This is a genomic window from bacterium (assembly GCA_035527515.1).
In the GTDB taxonomy this organism is placed as follows: domain Bacteria; phylum B130-G9; class B130-G9; order B130-G9; family B130-G9; genus B130-G9.
The window spans coordinates 1-18,499 of sequence record DATLAJ010000128.1 but is presented as its reverse complement, the minus strand read 5'-3'; the positions used below and the strand labels follow the sequence as shown (position 1 = coordinate 18,499).

Annotated in this window: 12 protein-coding genes; 9 read left to right on the top strand and 3 right to left on the bottom strand. The window is 58.0% G+C overall.

Annotation, left to right across the window (positions count from 1 at the left end; all coding sequences use genetic code 11):
- Positions 1-10 precede the first annotated feature (10 nt).
- Entirely contained in the window at positions 11-199 is a 189-nt protein-coding gene (locus VM163_10290) for a hypothetical protein (protein HUT04267.1), read from the top strand.
- Between the two features lie 178 nt (positions 200-377).
- The gene (locus tag VM163_10285; protein HUT04266.1) at positions 378-539 is read left to right on the top strand and encodes a hypothetical protein; all 162 of its coding nucleotides are present in this window, start codon (positions 378-380) and stop codon (positions 537-539) included.
- 9 nt (positions 540-548) lie between these two features.
- On the opposite strand, the gene VM163_10280 is transcribed toward VM163_10285, so the two are convergent.
- Positions 549-1,586 (bottom strand): hypothetical protein, encoded by a 1,038-nt coding sequence (locus VM163_10280; GenBank protein ID HUT04265.1) that lies wholly within the window; start codon positions 1,584-1,586, stop codon positions 549-551.
- Positions 1,587-2,540: 954 nt separating this feature from the next.
- Here VM163_10280 and VM163_10275 point away from each other — a divergent pair.
- From VM163_10275 to VM163_10245, 7 genes are all read left to right on the top strand, one after another.
- Positions 2,541-3,053, top strand: a complete 513-nt coding sequence (locus VM163_10275) for a hypothetical protein (protein HUT04264.1) — start codon at positions 2,541-2,543, stop codon at positions 3,051-3,053.
- Positions 3,054-3,239: 186 nt separating this feature from the next.
- The gene (locus tag VM163_10270; GenBank protein ID HUT04263.1) at positions 3,240-4,268 is read left to right on the top strand and encodes a right-handed parallel beta-helix repeat-containing protein; all 1,029 of its coding nucleotides are present in this window, start codon (positions 3,240-3,242) and stop codon (positions 4,266-4,268) included.
- Positions 4,269-4,447: 179 nt separating this feature from the next.
- The gene (locus tag VM163_10265) at positions 4,448-5,443 is read left to right on the top strand and encodes a right-handed parallel beta-helix repeat-containing protein (protein ID HUT04262.1); all 996 of its coding nucleotides are present in this window, start codon (positions 4,448-4,450) and stop codon (positions 5,441-5,443) included.
- Positions 5,444-5,732: 289 nt separating this feature from the next.
- Positions 5,733-12,107: a right-handed parallel beta-helix repeat-containing protein gene (locus tag VM163_10260; protein ID HUT04261.1), complete on the top strand. Its 6,375-nt coding sequence runs from the start codon at positions 5,733-5,735 to the stop codon at positions 12,105-12,107.
- Between the two features lie 270 nt (positions 12,108-12,377).
- On the top strand, positions 12,378-12,584 hold the full coding sequence (locus VM163_10255) for a DNA-binding protein (protein ID HUT04260.1): 207 nt from the start codon (positions 12,378-12,380) through the stop codon (positions 12,582-12,584).
- Positions 12,585-12,772: 188 nt separating this feature from the next.
- Positions 12,773-13,807 carry a 23S rRNA (adenine(2503)-C(2))-methyltransferase RlmN gene (rlmN, locus tag VM163_10250; protein HUT04259.1) on the top strand — a complete coding sequence of 345 codons (1,035 nt, stop codon included), beginning with the start codon at positions 12,773-12,775 and terminating at the stop codon, positions 13,805-13,807.
- Positions 13,808-13,960: 153 nt separating this feature from the next.
- Positions 13,961-15,958, top strand: a complete 1,998-nt coding sequence (locus tag VM163_10245) for an ABC-F family ATP-binding cassette domain-containing protein (protein ID HUT04258.1) — start codon at positions 13,961-13,963, stop codon at positions 15,956-15,958.
- 99 nt (positions 15,959-16,057) lie between these two features.
- Here the strand turns inward: VM163_10245 and VM163_10240 are convergent, their stop codons facing one another.
- Both VM163_10240 and VM163_10235 read right to left on the bottom strand, forming a co-directional pair.
- Positions 16,058-17,077: a hypothetical protein gene (locus VM163_10240; GenBank protein HUT04257.1), complete on the bottom strand. Its 1,020-nt coding sequence runs from the start codon at positions 17,075-17,077 to the stop codon at positions 16,058-16,060.
- 35 nt (positions 17,078-17,112) lie between these two features.
- On the bottom strand, positions 17,113-18,499 hold a 1,387-nt coding region (locus VM163_10235; protein ID HUT04256.1), incomplete at its 5' end, for a TRCF domain-containing protein.

The following is an 18,499-nucleotide window of genomic DNA, read 5'->3' as shown; positions in this document are numbered from 1 at the left end:
AGCTTAACGGGTGTTTGGCATACCTCTTGGCAACCGCCTCGACCCAGCGTTTCAGCGCCTTGAGTGCCGTCTCGTCTTCGGTCTTGGGATCGCAGCGGCCATCAGCTTCGAGCGAACAGGCCTCCTCATTGCGCCGATCGCGGCGCACGTCATCTACAACGGTGCGGCACTAGCGGCGCAGCTCGCCGGAAAAGCATAACCCCAGTCAGCCGCCCAACGGTGAAGATTGACAATACTGCTGCATTAAGGTAAAATATCCTTGGCTGAAGTGAGATTACGAAAAACCGGCAAGCTGCTGTCTGACGCCCTTTAGCTACACGTTCTGAGGCGGCCCCGGCAACATAGTCGGAACGAGAGACCGGAAAAGGTGAGCTGACGTGAGACTGAGTCTTGAGGCGGTCCTTGCGATCGCGGTTGCACTGATAATTGCGTTGGTGGTCTGTGTGGCAGCCTACTCAATGCCCACTTACTCCTTGCAGAACGTGCATCATACCGATTGCGCCTCGTCGGATGCCAGCCTGATGGTTAAGGGTTATTAAGGCATACGCCTAATGCAGGTGCTGCTCGCCGTTCAGCGCGGCCTTCATCCAGAGGTCGTAGTTGCTCTCCGGAAGCGGCTGGAGGTTGCTCATCTCGTATCGCTGACGGTGCAGGTTATACTTGTCGTAGAAGCCGTTCTCGAACTCGAACACCTCGCCCGTGTCAGGGTTGTAGAGCCGCTCCTTGCCGAGCATCGCATCGGACCGCTTCTCCGCGATGATGTCGTCCACTTTCTGCCGCTTCTGCCAGCCGTTGACGATCATGTCCGAAGTCTCGCTCAGGGTCCGGCCGGCCTTCATAATGCCAGCATAGGTGCGAGCCTGCATCTGAAGGCAGTTCGCAACGTAGCTGTTTGATATGTTGTAGCTTCTGAGCGAGGCGCTCAAGATCGGCTCCAAGGTTGCAAACTCTCGCTTCGGGGCCGTGACGCCAGCGACGAAGAAGCCGAAGGCAATGCCGCAGCTTGGCCCGCCGTTCATCTGCAAGAGCGGCACGACCGTGGCGGAAAACAGACCCTGGCCCACCCTGCCGTTCTTGGCAAAGAGACCTCTGACAAGAGCCGTCTGGCCTCCCTGCATCGGCGACGGCTGAGGCAGCGCTGATATGGCCTGGAAGTTCTCGAGCCTCGGGCATTGAGGCATGAACTGCTGCGCCGTTTTGGTTCTGGCGATTTTGGAGAAACTCGCGAGGAAATTCGCTGGCGTGAGCGGCGCAACGGATGGCGTGTCCACCCACGTGACCGGGTATCCGCCCATCGCCATATACTGATAGTCTATCTGGCGCTGCTGCTCGCTGAGATAGACAGGCCCCACCTCGCCGAAGAAGAAAACTTGCCGCAGCGGGCTTTTCGGGTCACGGACGACGAATGCGAACGAGCTGCACTGGCCGGCGGTGATGACTTCCCAGCCGCTCGGGATGTTGATCGAGAAGAACCCGCCGTTGTAAGGAACGAGCTTGGGACTGGACGCACCCTGGCCGTCCGCAGAGAGGCCAGCGATTGCGATGACTAGAACTGCCAGTAAAGCCAAAAGACCAATGCGCCTCATAATCACACTCCCATTTTCGCAAATGTTACGAAGGTGTCCTGCTGTTCGATGCGTTGGTCTCGGTAGTAACTACAATAGGTACTTATCGAACATTTTAGCCAAATCTTTAGCTCATATCAATTAAGGATGAAGGCGGAAGGATGAAGGATGAGAAACGGCCAACCGCCAACAGATTACGGCCGATTCGTTCCTCCGACTGTCCCAAATGGGACAACTCTAACTCTGCAACTGTCCCAAATGGGACAATTCAGGCCAATGTGGCAGGCAGGATATAACGGGCTACAAAAATAGCTCAAATCAGAAAAGCGGCGTGCCGGAGCCACATCAAGGCACTAAACCAAGATATTATCTCCCGATCACTGAAAAAAAGAGCTTGACAAGAATTGAACTTTCTTAGCATAGTAAAATCAACGTAAGGGTAACTGAAGACTGGCGCCGAGTCGCTGCTTTCCAGGCGGCGATTCCCACCGGCCTCGAGATAGAATGCTGCGATGAACGGCTTTGCAGGCCGAAAGCGGCAAGGGCTCGGAGTCTGAGGGCGAGGGACGTTTGGATGGTCAGTTCGAGAACGAGGCGCAGCGCCTCGGCCTTTGTAGGGGCGGTTCACGAACCGCCCAAAGGAAACACGATCCGCGTAGGGCCAGTTCACGAACCGCCTTTTGGAGTGCGGCGGCTTGACGCCGCTTTCGTTGGTGGTGGCTTGACACCACAATCTAATAGACCTTTCTCTCGGACATCGAAGCGGTGATCCAGAGAATCGCCCGTGCTCCAAGAGTCCCCATGCCGCGTCAAGCCGCGGCGAGCCAAAGCGGCGTCAAGCCGCCGCACTCCAAAGCCTATTCATACGACACTAGCCTCCGCCAAGTCCCTTACGGGAACATTCCCGGCTTGCGCCGGCCGAGACCCGCAAAACCCTTCGGCGGAGTATCAACCAACAAAAGGAGGTGATTTGCTTTGAAGAAGTCTCTTTTGATAGGGATAGCAGCTCTTGCTGTTCTCTCGCTGTGGCTGGTGATCTTGTTCGGTAACGATTCGGCGACGACCAACGTGTCGTTCACGCCGCCAGTTTACGCTAGCAACGGCGGCGGAACGCTCGACGGCTGCACCGACTCGTGCCTCTACGACGCAACGATTTCCAGCTGTCTGCCAATATGGGAGGGCTACTGCAAGATGCAGATGGAGGTCAAGCACAAGCTGTACGACCCAGACAATTGCTGTTGTCATACGGCGGCCACAATCGTCCTTGAAGTGAGGCAAGACGAGCAACCGTGCGATTGCTCGATTCCGATGGTGATGACTCACGATTACGATTCGGTTAACCAGCTGCCCTGCGACTACGGCGTCTATCACAGCTGTGCGTTCGTCGTTAAGTCGGATGAGACCTACTACTACAAGATCTACGACTCTCAGGCCACATCGTCGTGTGTGGTCAGCGGCAGCTACGATGTTTACTGCTGGGAGCCATAGGCTGAGTTGGTGGTAAAGGGGCGGGCTGGCGGCTTGGCGCACCGCCGGCCTAACCCCTAAACGAAAGGCGGCTCTGCGCGGGGCCAAGAAGAAAAGGCCTCGCGCAGGGCTCCGAATAATGACAGGAACAAGTTTGTAACGCATTAGAATGGAAGTGTAAAGCTAAACCAAAAAGGAGAGAGACACATGATGACGACTCGAGGTTTCTGGGTTCTGCTGGCGGCGTTGGCGCTCGCTTTTAGCTCACTAATGGCGTTCGCGGACGACTACTACATCGACCCGGAGAACGGGAGCGACAGCACGGGCGGCGGCTCGGCGACAGCGCCTTGGAAGACGCTGACGTATGCCAACAGCCAAACCAAATGCCAGGGAACCGAGGAAAACCCCGTGGCGCTGCACGCCTTGGCTGGCGTTTACTCGCCATCAACGAATGGAGAGACATTTCCTATCGAGTTCCAGCAGTACAATACGTATCCGCCTGGCGGGGGCCCGGCCACGCCCCACTATGGCATCCTCTTGGGTGTGGGACCTCACGCTACCATCTTTGACGGGGAGGAGACCGAGCTTGTGCTCCACACCTCCGGGTATTACATCGCTGTTAGCGGCCTGACCATCACAGGAGGGAACGCCGGCGGGATGAGGAACTCGATCACCTCGATCATGGGAAGCTCGGGCTCATTCACGCTGGAGCGTTGTATCATCAAGGACAATTCCGGCGGGGACGGCCTCAAGGTGTTTGATGCCGGAGCTGTCAAGGTGAATGACTGCGTATTCACGGGCAATCAGGACGTAGGCGTCAACCGAGGTGGAGCGATCGCCTTAGATCCTAGGCAAAAGCAAACCATCACAAACTGCCTCATCGCCGACAACTCAACGACCGCCGGACAGGGAGGGGGAATCGTGATCGAGTGGGGGTGCAGGACCACTCTGATAAACTGCACGATGGCTCGCAACAGCAAACATGGCATTTACGCAATGACGTCCAACTACTACGTTAAGCTGTACAACTGCATTCTCTGGAACAACGAGGACGACATCTGCATTGAGGGGGGCGTGCCGTGCGAGATCTATCACTGCAACATCTCGGACGGGGACGGTCAGGGCGAAAACGGCAACATCTCCCAGGACCCGCTCTTCGTAACCGGCGCCCAGGGCGACTACTACCTCGCCCACGCCGGCGTCAACGCCAAAAAGAAGGAGGCAAAGAACAAATGATAACAGGTGGTAAAGGGGCGGGCTGGCGGCTTGGCGCACCGCCGGCCCAACCCCTAAACGAAAGGCGGCTCTGCGCGGGGCCGAAGACAAAAGGCCTCGCGCGGAGCTGCGGATATGTGTATAGCGAATGCAGAATGGATTGTAAAGAGAACCTAACATAAGAGTGAGGAGTGAGGGCGATGAAGGCAAGTGGATTCTGTGTGGGGTTGGCGGCATTCGTAATTGCGCTTATCACCATAACAGCGAGCGCGACGGACTGGTATGTCGATGCCATCAATGGGAGCAACGGCAACGGAGGGACTAGTTGGGCGGACGCCTGGAGGACCATTACGTACTCGCGCACGATCATTGGCGGTCTCGGCAGGGAGGAGGACCCGTGCACGCTGCACGCTGCGCCCGGGTTGTATTCACCGTCGGGCAATGGGGAGACGTTCCCAATCTACCTCGGCGCGGGCCTTTCGGTGGACCACAACGAGTTCTACTCACTCGCGGGCGCAGGGGCACAGCTGACGACAATCGACGCGGAGAGCACCGAGAAAGCCGTGGTGGTACGTGCCCACCACACGACCATCTCGCGTGTGACCATAACTGGGGGATCCTACGGGGGGTTGGTCCTGGACTCGTCGTCTCCCGGTGGCGGCCCTGCATCATTTACGCTTGACCACTGCATCGTAAGGGATAACTCGAGAAGAGGTCTTCGCTCCGTCAGGGCAGGCCTCCACTGCCAATTCAACGATTGCGCTTTTACTAGCAATGACTCCGGGCCGTACCACGGCGGAGCAATGGCGTTCAATTATTCCAACACCATACTCATAACCAACTGCCTGATTGCCATGAACACTACTGGGTTGAACGGGGGCGGTATCTATTTTTACGGCGAGCAAAAAGCTACACTGATAAATTGTACGATCGCCCACAACGAGGCACACGGCCTGTATAAATACGCCAGTACCGGATGGGTCAGGCTTTACAACTGCATCTTCTGGGACAACGACGACGATATCCGTTTTAAGGAGGGGCTCGACTACTCCATCAGCCACTGCAACATCTCGGATGGCGACGGCTTAGGCGAGAACGGGAACATCTCCCAGGACCCGCTCTTCGTCTCAGGCGCCCAGGGCGACTACAATCTCTCCCACGCCGGCGTCAACGCCAAAAAGAAAGACGACAAATGAGAGCTGGCACATCCGCTCTTGTAGGGGCGGTTCGTGAACCGCCTTTTGGAGTGCGGCGGCTTGACGCCGCTTTGGCTCCCCGCGGCTTGACGCGGCGTGTCTTGAAAGACAGGACGTTTTCTCGATGGCCGCTTGCAGGTTCGAGACAAGCATCTATTAGAGGGTGGTGTCAAGCCACCAATGAAAGCGGCGTCAAGCCGCCGCACTCCAAAGCTCCGCGAACCAAGGAGCTACAACGAACGACCGACAATTCTCAACCTACAACCTTTAAGCAGAAGGAGGCAGACTCATGAGATCTAGACAATTGTGTGCGATTTTGGCGGCATTCGTGATTCTGTTCGTCGGGATGACAGCAATCGCGACGGATTGGTATGTGGACCCCGTCAACGGGAGCGACACGACCGGTGACGGCTCGGAGGGCAGTCCGTGGAAGACAATCACCTGTGCCGTGGACAGAACATCTGACGACAACCCATGCGCTCTGCATCTGGCAGCTGGCATCTATTCCCCGTCGAGTAACGGGGAAACGATCCCCATCGTGTATCAACGAGGAGGGGCGAGCCTGCTAGGTTCCGGAGCGGACGTGACCATAATCGACGCAGAGGGTATCTACCGAGTTCTTGAGATCACCTGCGGTCATGGCACGCTGGCGGACCTGACCATAACAGGGGGAGATAGCACGGGCACGATGGGGGGCGGGGTCGCAGCGTCTTCGGATCCGGGTCCGCTGGTGCTGGAGCGCTGCGTGATACGCGACAATAACAAGGGCGCCGGGCTTTATACCTACAATTGGACTCACATCGAGCTGACAGATTGCAGGATCGTAAGAAATAATGACGACAGCAGCGGAGGCGGGATAGGCCTGGGCTTACGGAACAGTCTGAGGATGACGAACTGCCTCATCGCCGACAACACAATCCCGGATGACCCTAGCTATTACCTGGGTGGCGGCATCATGACCCAGGCCGGCAACTACATTACGCTGATCAACTGCACGGTCGTAAACAACCACAAGCAGGGCTTACTGATGCACTCCGCTGATTCGGGCCGCGTTACGCTCTATAACTGCATCTTCTGGGGCAACGATGACGATCTCGACGTGCGCAGCACAGAGCTTATCATCCGCCACTGCAACATCTCGGACGGCGACGGCTTAGGCGAGAACGGCAACATATCAGAGGAGCCGCTCTTCGTAACCGGCGCCCAGGGCGACGAGTATCTATCGCACTACGATACCGAGGGGCAGGATAGCCCGTGCATAGACGCTGGCGACCGGAACGCTTCCGAGCTCGGCCTCGACAAGTACACGACCTGCACTGATGGTCGGCCCGACACGGGTATCGTGGACATGGGCTACCACTATAGCGTGGGGCCCGAGCTGTCCGACCCCACGCACGCGCCCGATTCTGGGCGCAGCGACGTGAACTTCACTTTCACAGTCCATTACTACAGCCCCGCCGGCAGCCAGCCGTCCTCAATCGAGGTGGTCGTGAACGGGACTGCGCACGGCATGAGCTTGCAGAGCGGCGGCGCGGCCAACGGCACTTACAGCTGGACGGGGACCATCCCCGAGGACGGCCAAGCAACGTATCATTTTGAGGCGACCGACTCGCTTGCGCAGTATGTGCGGCATCCGGCTTCTGGCGAGCTTGACGGGCCGATGGTCTATGACGACTACGTGAAGCCGCAGTCGAGCTGCACGGCTCCGGGAATCACCAATAGCGACACAATAGACGTGGATTACACATCGACGGACGACAACTCAGGCGTCGCTAGCGTGGTGCTCTGGATGCAGTTTGACGGCCACGGGTATTACGACTCGGGATACTCATCCACCGACGGCAATGGGAGCTTCACGGTTGACCTGGGAAGCGGAGACGGGACCTACGACTTCTACACGATAGCGACCGACCGGGCTACGAACGAGGAGAACGCTCCCGGGCCCCCGGACGCCACGACCGTCTTCGATAGCACGCCTCCGACCTCGAGCGCCAGCTGCGAGGATTCGACCAATTCCAGCCCCATAGACGTTGATTTCACGGCGAACGACGCCCTCACTGGCGTTGACGAGACGGCGCTCTGGTATCGCTACGCGGGCGGCAGCTGGACTGACAGCGGCCAGACGCAGACGGGCGATGCGGGAACGTTCAGTTTCGAGTTTAGCGACGGCGATGGGACTTACGAGTTTTATACAATCTCTACGGACGTTGCCGGCAACGTCGAGGCGGCGCCGGGGACTGCCGACTGCTCGGTCTTCTATGACTGCACGGCGCCTGTTTCATCTTGCGACTGCTCGCGCTGGGTCAAGGTGCGTGAGTGGATATACGTGTGGTTTACCGCGAGCGACAACCTGGCTGGGCTTGACAGCATAGCGCTCTGGTATCGGCCGCTTCCTTCTGGCTCGTGGACCGAATACGATACAACCGATGGCCAGGCGAGCGGCAGCTTCAGTTTCAACCTGCCGGGCGGCGTGAACGACGTGGAGCTCTACACAATAGCGACGGACAATGCGGGGAACGTTGAGGCGCCGGGCGATGCGGACTGCGAGCTTGGCTATGACGCCGTCAAGCCCGAATCGGACTGCTCGTCGCCCGTAGTGTCCAAGAATACCTCCATACCGGTTGATTTCACGTCGTCTGACGACAGAAGCGGTGTGGACTCGACGACGCTTCTTTACAAGTACGAGGATGGCGGCTGGGGCACGAGCGGCCTTGCCGCGCAGACGGGGACCTCGGGCCAGTTCCCCTTCGTTGCCTACATGGGCGATGGGACCTATTACTTCGCGACGCGTGCGCAGGACAACGCCGGCAACCAGGAGGATTTCCCGGCGGCGGCAGATAGCGAGACTGTCCTTGACACGACGGTGCCTGTATCGTCGTGCAGCGTTGACGTTGAATACACCTCGGCCGCGACGATTAGCGTGCAGTACTCAGCGTCGGATGCGCTCACGGGCGTCGCGCTGGTGCGGCTCTTCGTGTCCAGAGACGGCAGCGCGTGGGGAAACACTGGCCTTGAGAGCGGTGAGGCGACGGGCGCGTTCACCTATGATTTCGCTGGTCTTGACGGCACGTACCGCTTTGTTACCGTTGCGACCGACGGCGCCGGGAACGTCGAGAGCATCTCTGCGGCCAGGGCCTGCACAGTAGTATTCGACACTGGGCTTCCGTCCTCCGTTTCCAGCGCTCCTGAGGTTGAAAACGACCCGACCATCGAGGTCGCTTTTGAGATCACTGATGCGCTCTCGGGGGCTTACGGTGTTGAGCTCTATGTCTGCTTCTCTACGGCAGCCACAGCGTCCTGCACCGGCGATTGGGAATACACGGGCGAATACGAATATGGCACAGCAGGCAGCATCAGCTACGAGCCTGCCTACGGGGCCGGCATCTACCGCTTCTTCACCATCGCACTGGACAAGGCGGGTAACTTCGAGGCGATGAAGGACACGGCGGACTGCATCACGGACTACAACCCGGACTACGCACTCTCAAGCTGCTGGGGGCCAGACGAGGCGTCAGCCGCGACGGTCGCGATAGATTACGCAACCGACATTGGCGAGGCCGGCTACGATCACGTGGAACTCTGGTATTCGTTCGCCCCCGGCGGCGTCGACTGGCCGGACGAATGGCTCGACAGCGGTGTAACGTCGGAGGCGAGCGAGGGCATGTTGGTCTTCGAGATGCCCCACGGTGATGGCTACTATCGATTTTGCACGATTGCCCTGAACGAGGACCTGCTTGCAGAGCCGTTCCCCAGCGCTTGCGACTGCGAGGTCCTGGTCGATTCGACCGTGCCCTTCTCCGCCGTTTCAGGTCCAAGCATCGCAGGCTCTCTGCCCGTCACAGTCTATTATGACGCAAGCGATCAGGGCCAGGAAGGTCATTTTCTCTCGGGGGTGAAGTCGGTCGAGGTCTGGTACTCGTTCGAGGGAAGTAACACACTTTACGAGACGATCGAGGGCACGCCAGCAACCATAGCGACCGGCTCTCTTGACTTTGCACCCGCCCAGGAAGGCATATACACGCTGTGGTCGATCTGCACGGACGCCTTCGGCAATCGCGAGCCCACGCCGCCTGAGCCGGACATGGAATTGGCTGTCGATCTCGCTCCGCCAGTTTCATCCGTCTCAGCGCCTCAGTACTCCACGGCGTTCCCAGTGCAGGTCTCCGTCTTGGCGACAGATGCAGTAACACTCGTCACCAATGTCTCCGTCTATTACTCGTTAGATGGCGCCGATTGGGCCCTTGCGGGCGATGTTCATGCCTCGCGCGGCACATTGGCCTTTACCCCCAACGACGCGGTTGAGGGTGTTTATGGGTTCATCTCCGTCGGAACGGATGCTGCTGGCCACGAGGAGGCAATGCGAGACGTGCCCGACGCGGAGACGACCGTCGATTGGACCGTACCAGAAAGCAGCTGTTCCTCGCCAGCATTTTCCAACTCGACGGCGATAACGGTTACCTATGAGGCGTCCGATGGCGGCTCAGGCCTCGCTTCGGTCGCGCTGTGGTACAAGTTCGGCCAGTCGGGAACATGGACCGACAGCGGACTTTCCGAGAGCGGCGCATCAGGCTCGTTCAGTTTCACGGCAGCTGACGGCCAGGGCACGTACTACTTCCAGACGAAAGCTCAGGACAACGCCGGAAACGTGGAAGCGGGCCCTTCTGGCAGCGGCGACGATGCGACCATTCACGATGCGACCGCGCCTTCCTCGGGGTGCAGCAGTCCAACGTATAGCAAGAGCTCGGCTATCGAAGTGACGTTTACCGCCTCGGATACCGGCGGCAGTGGTCTTGATGAGACGAAGCTCTACTACAAGTTCGGCCAGTCGGGAACCTGGACCGACAGCGAGCTTTCCGAGAGCGGCGCATCAGGCTCGTTCAGTTTCACGGCAGCGGGCGGCCAGGGCACGTACTACTTCCAGACGAAAGCCCAGGACAACGCCGGAAACGTGGAGGCGGGCCCCTCGGGCGATGGCAACGATGCGACCATTTACGATGCGACCGCGCCCTCGTCAGGATGCAGCAGTCCAACGTACAGCAGGAACTCCGCCATCGAAGTGACCTTCACCGCCTCGGATACCGGCGGCGCTGGCCTCGATGAGACGAAGCTCTACTACAAGTTTGGCCAGTCGGGAACCTGGACCGACAGCGAGCTTTCCGCGAGCGCTTCGTCCGGCTCATTCGACTTCACGGCGGCGCATGGCCAGGGCACGTACTGCTTCCAGACGAAAGCCCAGGACAACGCCGGAAACGTGGAGGCGGGCCCCTCGGGCGATGGCAACGATGCGACCATTTATGATGCGACCGCGCCTTCCTCGGGGTGCAGCAGTCCAACGTACAGCAAGAACTCGGTTATCGAAGTGACGTTTACCGCCTCGGATACCGGCGGCAGTGGTCTCGATGAGACGAAGCTCTACTACAAGTTCGGCACGGGTAGTTGGACCGACAGCGAGCTTTCCGAGAGCGGTTCGTCCGGCTCATTCGACTTCACGGCGGCGCATGGTGAGGGCACGTATTACTTCCAGACAGTAGCGGAGGACACCGCTGGCAACGTGGAGGCTGACGCATCTGGCAACGGAGATAGCTCCACGGTGCTCGACACAACGCCACCGGAGTCTGTCGCAACCGCTCCGGGGCAGGTTGCCGAGGTGCCGTTCGATGTTGAGTTCACGGCGTCGGATGGTGGGTCCGGTATGGCACAGACACAGCTTCGCTATCGCTTCAACGGCGGCTCTTGGCAGAACTACGGGAGTGCACAGACAGGCAGCTCGGGCAGCTTCGAGTTCACTGCGCCCGATGGCGAGGGGACGTTCGACTTCTATACGGTCGCAACCGACAACGCCGGCAATGTTGAGGCGGCCCCCGCTGTGCCGGACTGCACGACTGTGTACATGGTCGGCGGTGCGCTTCAGATGTCGGTCTGGACGGACAGCAGCAGTTACGCGTTCGGGGACGATGTCGCTATCTCACTCGGATGCACCAATAGCGGGTCTGACGTAAACGCGGACGTTTACGTGGTGATGGTTTACAACTGGGGTGGAGACGGCGAGCGCTTCTGGTCGCCGGTTGGCTTCGGGGCTTGGACTGAGGGCATACTGCCCTGGCTGACCAGCTTCGAGCTCCCTCATGGGTTTAACGTCTCCATGCCGGCTTGGTCGCTGCCAGTTCCCAATGACGTGCCAAATCTCGCCCGAAGCGGCGATTACACGCTGCTGGCAGGGGCAACCGAGCCAGGGACGCTCGACGCTATCTCCAATATCGCGGCGGTGGAGTTCTCAATTGGGGGCGAGCCATTCATCACGCTATCGGCTCAGGCAGATTCCTATGCTCTCGGCGACACGCTAAACATCGGACTGCACATCTCAGCGCCTCATTATGACGTTGACGGCGACGTGTATCTCGCTCTGCTCGACCCCGAAGGGGCATTCTGGTCGCCCGTAGGCCCGGACTGGGCGTGGGCGCCGGGCCTTGAGGCGTTTCTGCCGTCTTTCACACTGCCTGCGGGCCTCGAATTGACGCTTGACGGCCTCTGGCAGATACCTGTAACAGGCGAGTCGCTGCCGTTCAACAGACATGGAGATTATATGCTGTTGGCGGGGATGACTGAGAGCGGGACGCTAACTCTTTGGTGCGACATTGGCGAGGACAGTTTTGTGATCGAGTGAGGAGCTTCGCCAAGTCGCTTCGGGGGCTGGGCATGCGTTGGAGCAAGGACGGATTCAAGCATTTGATGGCGATAAGGAGGGCATCAAAGAGGCACCGATTCGACCAACTCTGGGAGCAATACAAGAAGGCCGCATGAAGTTACCTCCAATCCGGGGTCAAACCCTCTGGCTTGTAGCGCTTGACGTTCACGGCAACATTGGGCCAGGCTCATGCTTTGAAACGAGGCGGATGATAATGGACAGATATTCAGGATATGAAAGGAAAGGACGATGAGAATATCGATAGACCTCTCCGAAGAAGAGGCAAATGCCCTTTCAGAGACAGCCCAGCGCCTTGGTGTTAGCCCCGAGGAGCTGGCTCGCACAACCATAACGGATGTGCTCAGCCATCCTGGGATGAGCTTTGAGGCCGCCAAAGAGTATGTACTGAAGAAGAATGAAGAGCTTTCCCGGCGCCTCGGTCAGGGGCCCAGGTAGAACCGCCAACTGGGGCGGCAATCCTGCTCGATTGTCCTTTAGCATCGATAAGAAAGGGCAGGCGCGGTGATCTGCCCCTACACGGCCCACCTGTTCATTCCGCCGTTGACCCTTCACGCCCTACGTGATTTGACCACTTGATCTTGCCTCAGTATCATCTGCCCTTTTAAGATGGCTCGGAGACAATAATGAAACAAGACATACTTGACCTTTCGCCACAGGAGCTGGACACGCTGCTTCTCGACTGGGGCGAGCCGCGATACAGGAGTCGACAAGTAGTCCAGTGGGTTTACTCGAGGCTATCGACGCAGTGCAGTCAAATGACTAACCTGCCGGCGGCTCTCCGCGAGCGACTCAGCGGAGAGTTCGAGATATGCAGGCCAAAGGTCGTCGAAACACTCAAATCGAAGACCGATGGCGCCTCGAAGCATCTGGTTCAGCTTCACGACGGGAACCTGGTTGAATCGGTTCTGATCCCGACCGAGAAGAGGCTAACGTTGTGTGTCTCCACACAGGTGGGGTGCAAGTTCGGGTGCAAGTTCTGCGCCAGCGGCGGAGGCGGCTTCACGAGGGATCTTTCCGCGGGGGAGATGCTCGCCCAGGTGCTTCTCGCGCAGAGAACTGTCCCGCAGAGCCGCATCACGCACGTTGTCCTGATGGGAATGGGCGAGCCGGCAGACAACTTGGACAACACCCTCAAGGCAATCAAGGCCATGAACAACGCCGCGGTATTCAACATCGGTTGGCGCAGAATTACCCTCTCGACGGTGGGGCTTCCCGACACCATCGGTAAGATCCTCGAGCAGGTCCCGCAGGTGGGTCTCGCCTTCTCGCTTCACGCTCCGGATGATGATCTCAGAGACAAGCTCGTCCCCGCAAACCGCACCTTCCCGGTGGCATCGATAGTCGAGGCGGCGAAAGCCTACTTCGAGGCAACTGGGCGGCTGCCGACGTTTGAATACATCCTGTTCGACGGGATCAACTCGGAGCCCGGGCACGCCAGATCGCTTGCGTCTCTGCTCAAGGCAGTCCGCTGCAAGGTCAACCTGATCCCCTTCAACAGGACACCTCTGTCAAAGTTTGCGGCGCCGACCGCGCATGAGGTGGAATTGTTTCTCCGGACACTTGAAAAGGCTGGTGTGAACGCTACTATTAGACATTCTAGGGGAAGCGACATCGCAGCCGCCTGTGGGCAACTCGCGAGGCGGAAGGCGGAAGGATGAAGGAACTGCCAGCGGAGAGCCTCCGCACGCATACCCTGCGCCTCCGGCGGAGGCGAGCTCGGAACGTGCGAGCCGACCAAGCTCGTTCGACAACGGAAGAAGCTGCCCGAGTGCCGTGGGCACCCAACTGCCAACTGAATCATCATGTTCGCTTTGAATAACATATCGCTGACGTTCGTTGGGCGAAAGATTCTGGACGACGTGTCGTGGCACGTTCGGGACGACGAGCGGGTGGGCATCGTCGGAGCAAACGGCTCCGGCAAGACCACGCTTCTCAAGGTTATCGCTGGCCTTCAGGAGCCAGACTCAGGCAACATCGAGGCCCCCAAGAACTGCCGGTTCGGCTACCTTCCCCAGCAGGTATATGAGGCGCTTACCCAGACTGTATGGGACGAGGCGATGCATGTGTTCGCTGACGTCATCGAGCTCAAGCATGAGATGGAGCATCTGGAGCATGAGATTGCCTCGAGAGGTGGTGCGATTGTGGACGGCGATCCGCTGCTTGACAGGTATAGCTTCTGCCAACACAGGTTCGAGCAGCTGGACGGATTTGAGGTCGAGGCGAAGGTGGGGGCAGTCTTGATGGGACTGGGCTTTGCGAAGGACGATTTCCCGAGAAGCTCCAGCGAGTTCAGCGGTGGATGGCAGATGCGGATAGCGCTAGCCAAACTGCTGCTGCAAAGGCCTGATGTCTTGCTTCTGGACGAGCCGACCAACTACCTCGACCTCGAGGCGCGTCAGTGGCTTGAGCAGTATCTCGTCGATTATGACGGCACCGTGGTGATTGTATCTCACGACAGGTATTTCCTCGATAAGATGGTAACGAGTCTTGTCGAGGTCGGTTTCGGCAAGCTCGCGCACTACAGGTGCAACTACACGGAATACGAGAAAGAAAGGGCGGAGCGTCACGAGCTGTTGCTCAAGCGCTACAAGCATCAGGAGGAGCATGTCGCACACGTTCAGACCTTCATCGATAGGTTTAGATACAAGGCGAGAAAGGCCAGCGCGGTCCAGAGCCGGATCAAGTATCTGGACAGGCTCACAAGGATTGAGATACCGCCCAAGTTAGGAACCTTCAGGTTTGACTTCCCGCAGCCCGAACGAGGCGGCAAGGATGTCGCGCGTCTGACCGGCGTCCAAAAATCTTACGGCGACAACACAGTTTTTGACGGCCTGGACCTGATGCTCCGGCGCCGCGAACGAGTCGCTGTGGTTGGCGTCAACGGCGCGGGCAAGACCACGCTTTTGAAGATAATCGCCGGCGCGGAGCCGATCGACAGTGGCGAGATAAAGCTCGGCTACAACATCAAGTTCGAGTATTTCTCGCAGGAGCACGAGACGGACCTATCGCTTGAGAGCACGGTGCTTGAGGAGATGGAGTCTGTTGCCCCGATCGAGATGGTTCCCCGATTGCGTGGCATTTTAGGCAACTTCCTCTTCTCTGGCGATGACGTTCTCAAAAAGGTGAAGGTCCTGAGCGGAGGCGAGAGGTCTCGCCTGGTTCTCGCCAAGATGATGTTTCGCCGCGCCAATTTCCTCGTTCTCGATGAGCCGACCAACCACCTCGACATCGCCGGCAAGCAGATATTCGAGGACGCGATTCAGAGGTTCGAGGGAACGGTTCTCATCGTCTCGCATGACCGCCGGCTGATGAACAACATGGCAACGCGAGTTCTCGAGGTGAGGGAAGGCCACGTAACTTCATATTTAGGGAACTACAACGATTACTTATACCGGGAAAGCCATCTCTCAGCAGAGGATGACATTGCGGACAGCGCAGCCAGCGGTCCGGACGGTTCGAGCGCAAAGGAGGTGAGAATCAGGATGGCGCCGCATCCGAAGAGTCGGGAGGGCAAGAAACTCAAGCAGCAGACCAACCTCGACAGGACGAGGCTATCGCAGGAGATTGAGCGCATCAAATCTCAGATTGAAGCCGTTGAAGAGGAGATCGAGGAGGCGGAGGCCCAGATCGAGAAGCTGGATGCACAGATTCCGCACTCTGAGACGGAGCGGACTGCGCCGAAGTTTCGAGACGCCAGGGTAAAGAGGCGTAAGCTCGGCAAGCAGCTGAAACGGCTGTATCACAGGTGGGAGAGTCTCTCAAAGGAGCAGAGCGACCTGAAGGAGGCGCTCGCCAAGCTGGGCGAGTAGGTAGGTGGAAGGCCGCAAAGGGTCGCTTCCTGATTCTACCGCATGGGCAAGGCACGAAAGCAGCGGAGGGGTTCGGGGACACGCTGCGGCTGTCCCCGATCACATCGTTGCGATTTGCATCGCCTCGAGAACCTGGGTGAGCTCTCTTTTCACGTCTTCCTGCCCCGGTTTGTTTATCTCACATAGAACCTTGGCCCAACCTCTCGACAACGAGATCTTCTTGCAGAACCCGACAAAGTCCTGGTTATACGGCAGCGCGCACTCTCCGTCCGGGCTGAACAGAGCCATTTCCACCATGCCCAACCATATCGGCCAGAACTCCTCGTGTTCGTATCCCTGCTCGTATTCCCGAATTAGGTCCATAAACAGCTCAGATCGAAGGAAGGCCTCAACAAAGCGTGAATAGCTAAGCAGACCAATGCGTAGGGTCTCACAGTGTTTCTGCAAGTGCTCTTTGTTCTGGGTATTGTGCTTCACGAGATCCCTCGCGACGGCTATGAGTTCTTCTATCTCTGGCTTCTGTTGTGCCCTTGACTTCGAGGAGTCGGAGAACCAGAGCAAGTCCAAATACCTGTATCCACCCCACAACTCAAGGGGGAAATCCCAATATATCATCCCCTGGTTTTCAGGTGACCATAACAGCTCCGTCTCTTCCTTCTTTTTCCCCTCGCCATCTGTCTTCACGGCTAGCAAAAGACGCCCTCCCTTCACTGTCTTCTCCATCTCAACACAGTGAACCAACGCTGGGCTCACAACAAAACCCTCTGTCAGATTCGGTGGCTTGCATTTCTCTCGAACCTCGATCAATCCCACACCAATGGCTCCCCTGGGAACTAGAAAGAAGATATTCCGATCTGTGTATTCCCGGTTCTTCTTAAAGCACTCCCTATAAAGCTTGCTGATGACTTTCAACATAAGTGGCTTGTTATCGCAGTAAGCCACTAACGAGTCAGAAAGAAGAAATCCCGTTACGTCAGGCTCGGCACCTATCACGCACTCGCAGACATCATAGAAGTCGTTGAGGACGCGTTTTCCTTCCTCTAGGCTTTCCCCAACCATGTTGCTAAAACCAAGGAGATCGACGTAGGCAACAGCCTTCTCATCGTTCCTCTGATTCATGATTTCTCTAACCCCATATCTAAGTGAACATTGTCTCACGCGGCGGTGAGCAGCTTCCTCAGCGACAGCAGCACGAACTTGAGCATATCTAGGATAGTATCGCCCTCGATATAACGCGCGCGGACGACAGCGGCGAACGGCGAGATGACCGAGACCGCGCGGGGGTGCTGCGCGAATATGAGCGAGATGTCCTCCCCACGGAGTGCGCTTTGCTCGCGGAACTCGAAATAGAGCGAGGCGCCTCGCCGGCTGACGACGTTAAGGCCGATCTGTTTGGCGACAAGCTTGAGACGAGCGAGCATAAGCAGGTTTCCCACTTCTTTGGGCATTGGCCCGAAGCGGTCGAGCATCTCGCTGGCGGTCTCGTCGATTGTTACCTCATCCTTTGCGCCTATGAGTTTGCGGTACATGTAGAGCCGCTGGTCGCAGTCGGTGATGTAGTGGTCAGGGATCAGAGCGTTGATAGGGAGATTGAACGTTGGCTCGGGGAGTCTCGCAGCGGTTGGCTCGCCCTTCATCTCGCGGACGGCGTCCTTCAGAAGGTCGCAGTATAGGTAGAAACCTACGACGTTCACGTGGCCATGCTGTTCGGGTCCAAGCAGGTTGCCTGAGCCCCTTATCTGGAGGTCGTAATTCGCGATCCGGAATCCAGAGCCGAGCTGGGTAAGCTCGTTGACAACTGCCAGCCGTTTCCGGGCGTCCGGCGTAAGCGTCTTCACGTTTGGTATCATCAAGTAGGCATAGGCCTGATGCTTATACCGCCCGACTCGGCCGCGGAGCTGATACAGCTGTGCGAGCCCAAACCTGTCCGCTCGGTTGATGATGATCGTGTTGACTAAGGGGATATCCAGGCCCGACTCGATAATCGCAGTGCAGAGCAGAACGTCGAACTCGTTACGAACAAACCTCACCATCACCTCCTCAAGCTGCCCCTCGTCCATCTGGCCGTGCGCTACCACTATCCGCGCCTCTGGCACGAGCCGCTTGAGCATGTGCGCCATCGCGTTAATACTCTTCACGCGGTTGTGGACGAAGTAAACCTGGCCTCCCCGGCTGATCTCCCTGATTATCGCCCCACGAATCAGTTCCTTGTCAAAACGGGCGATTCTGGTCTTGATAGCGAGCCGGTCCTCCGGCGGCGTGTCGATTATGCTAATGTCCCGAAGGTCCGAAAGCGCCATGTGCAACGTCCGAGGGATCGGCGTCGCTGTCATCGTGAGCACGTCAATCTGTTTTCTCTTCTGCTTGATCTTCTCCTTATGGCGAACCCCAAATCGATGCTCCTCGTCAATGACGAGAAGTCCCAAGTCGTTGAACTCGACATCTTTGGAAAGGAGGCGGTGCGTGCCGATCACGATCTGCACTGTCCCGTCTTTCAGACCCTTCAGAACATCCTTCTGTTCAGCACGCGTCCTGAACCGC

Bases quoted from the DNA above. Each gene is read 5' to 3' on its own strand.
- VM163_10280 (HUT04265.1), bottom strand. From the start codon at position 1,586: ATGAGGCGCATTGGTCTTTTGGCTTTACTGGCAGTTCTAGTCATCGCA.
- VM163_10270 (HUT04263.1), top strand. From the start codon at position 3,240: ATGATGACGACTCGAGGTTTCTGGGTTCTGCTGGCGGCGTTGGCGCTC.
- VM163_10265 (HUT04262.1), top strand. From the start codon at position 4,448: ATGAAGGCAAGTGGATTCTGTGTGGGGTTGGCGGCATTCGTAATTGCG.
- VM163_10260 (HUT04261.1), top strand. From the start codon at position 5,733: ATGAGATCTAGACAATTGTGTGCGATTTTGGCGGCATTCGTGATTCTG.
- VM163_10255 (HUT04260.1), top strand. From the start codon at position 12,378: ATGAGAATATCGATAGACCTCTCCGAAGAAGAGGCAAATGCCCTTTCA.
- rlmN (HUT04259.1), top strand. From the start codon at position 12,773: ATGAAACAAGACATACTTGACCTTTCGCCACAGGAGCTGGACACGCTG.
- VM163_10240 (HUT04257.1), bottom strand. From the start codon at position 17,077: ATGAATCAGAGGAACGATGAGAAGGCTGTTGCCTACGTCGATCTCCTT.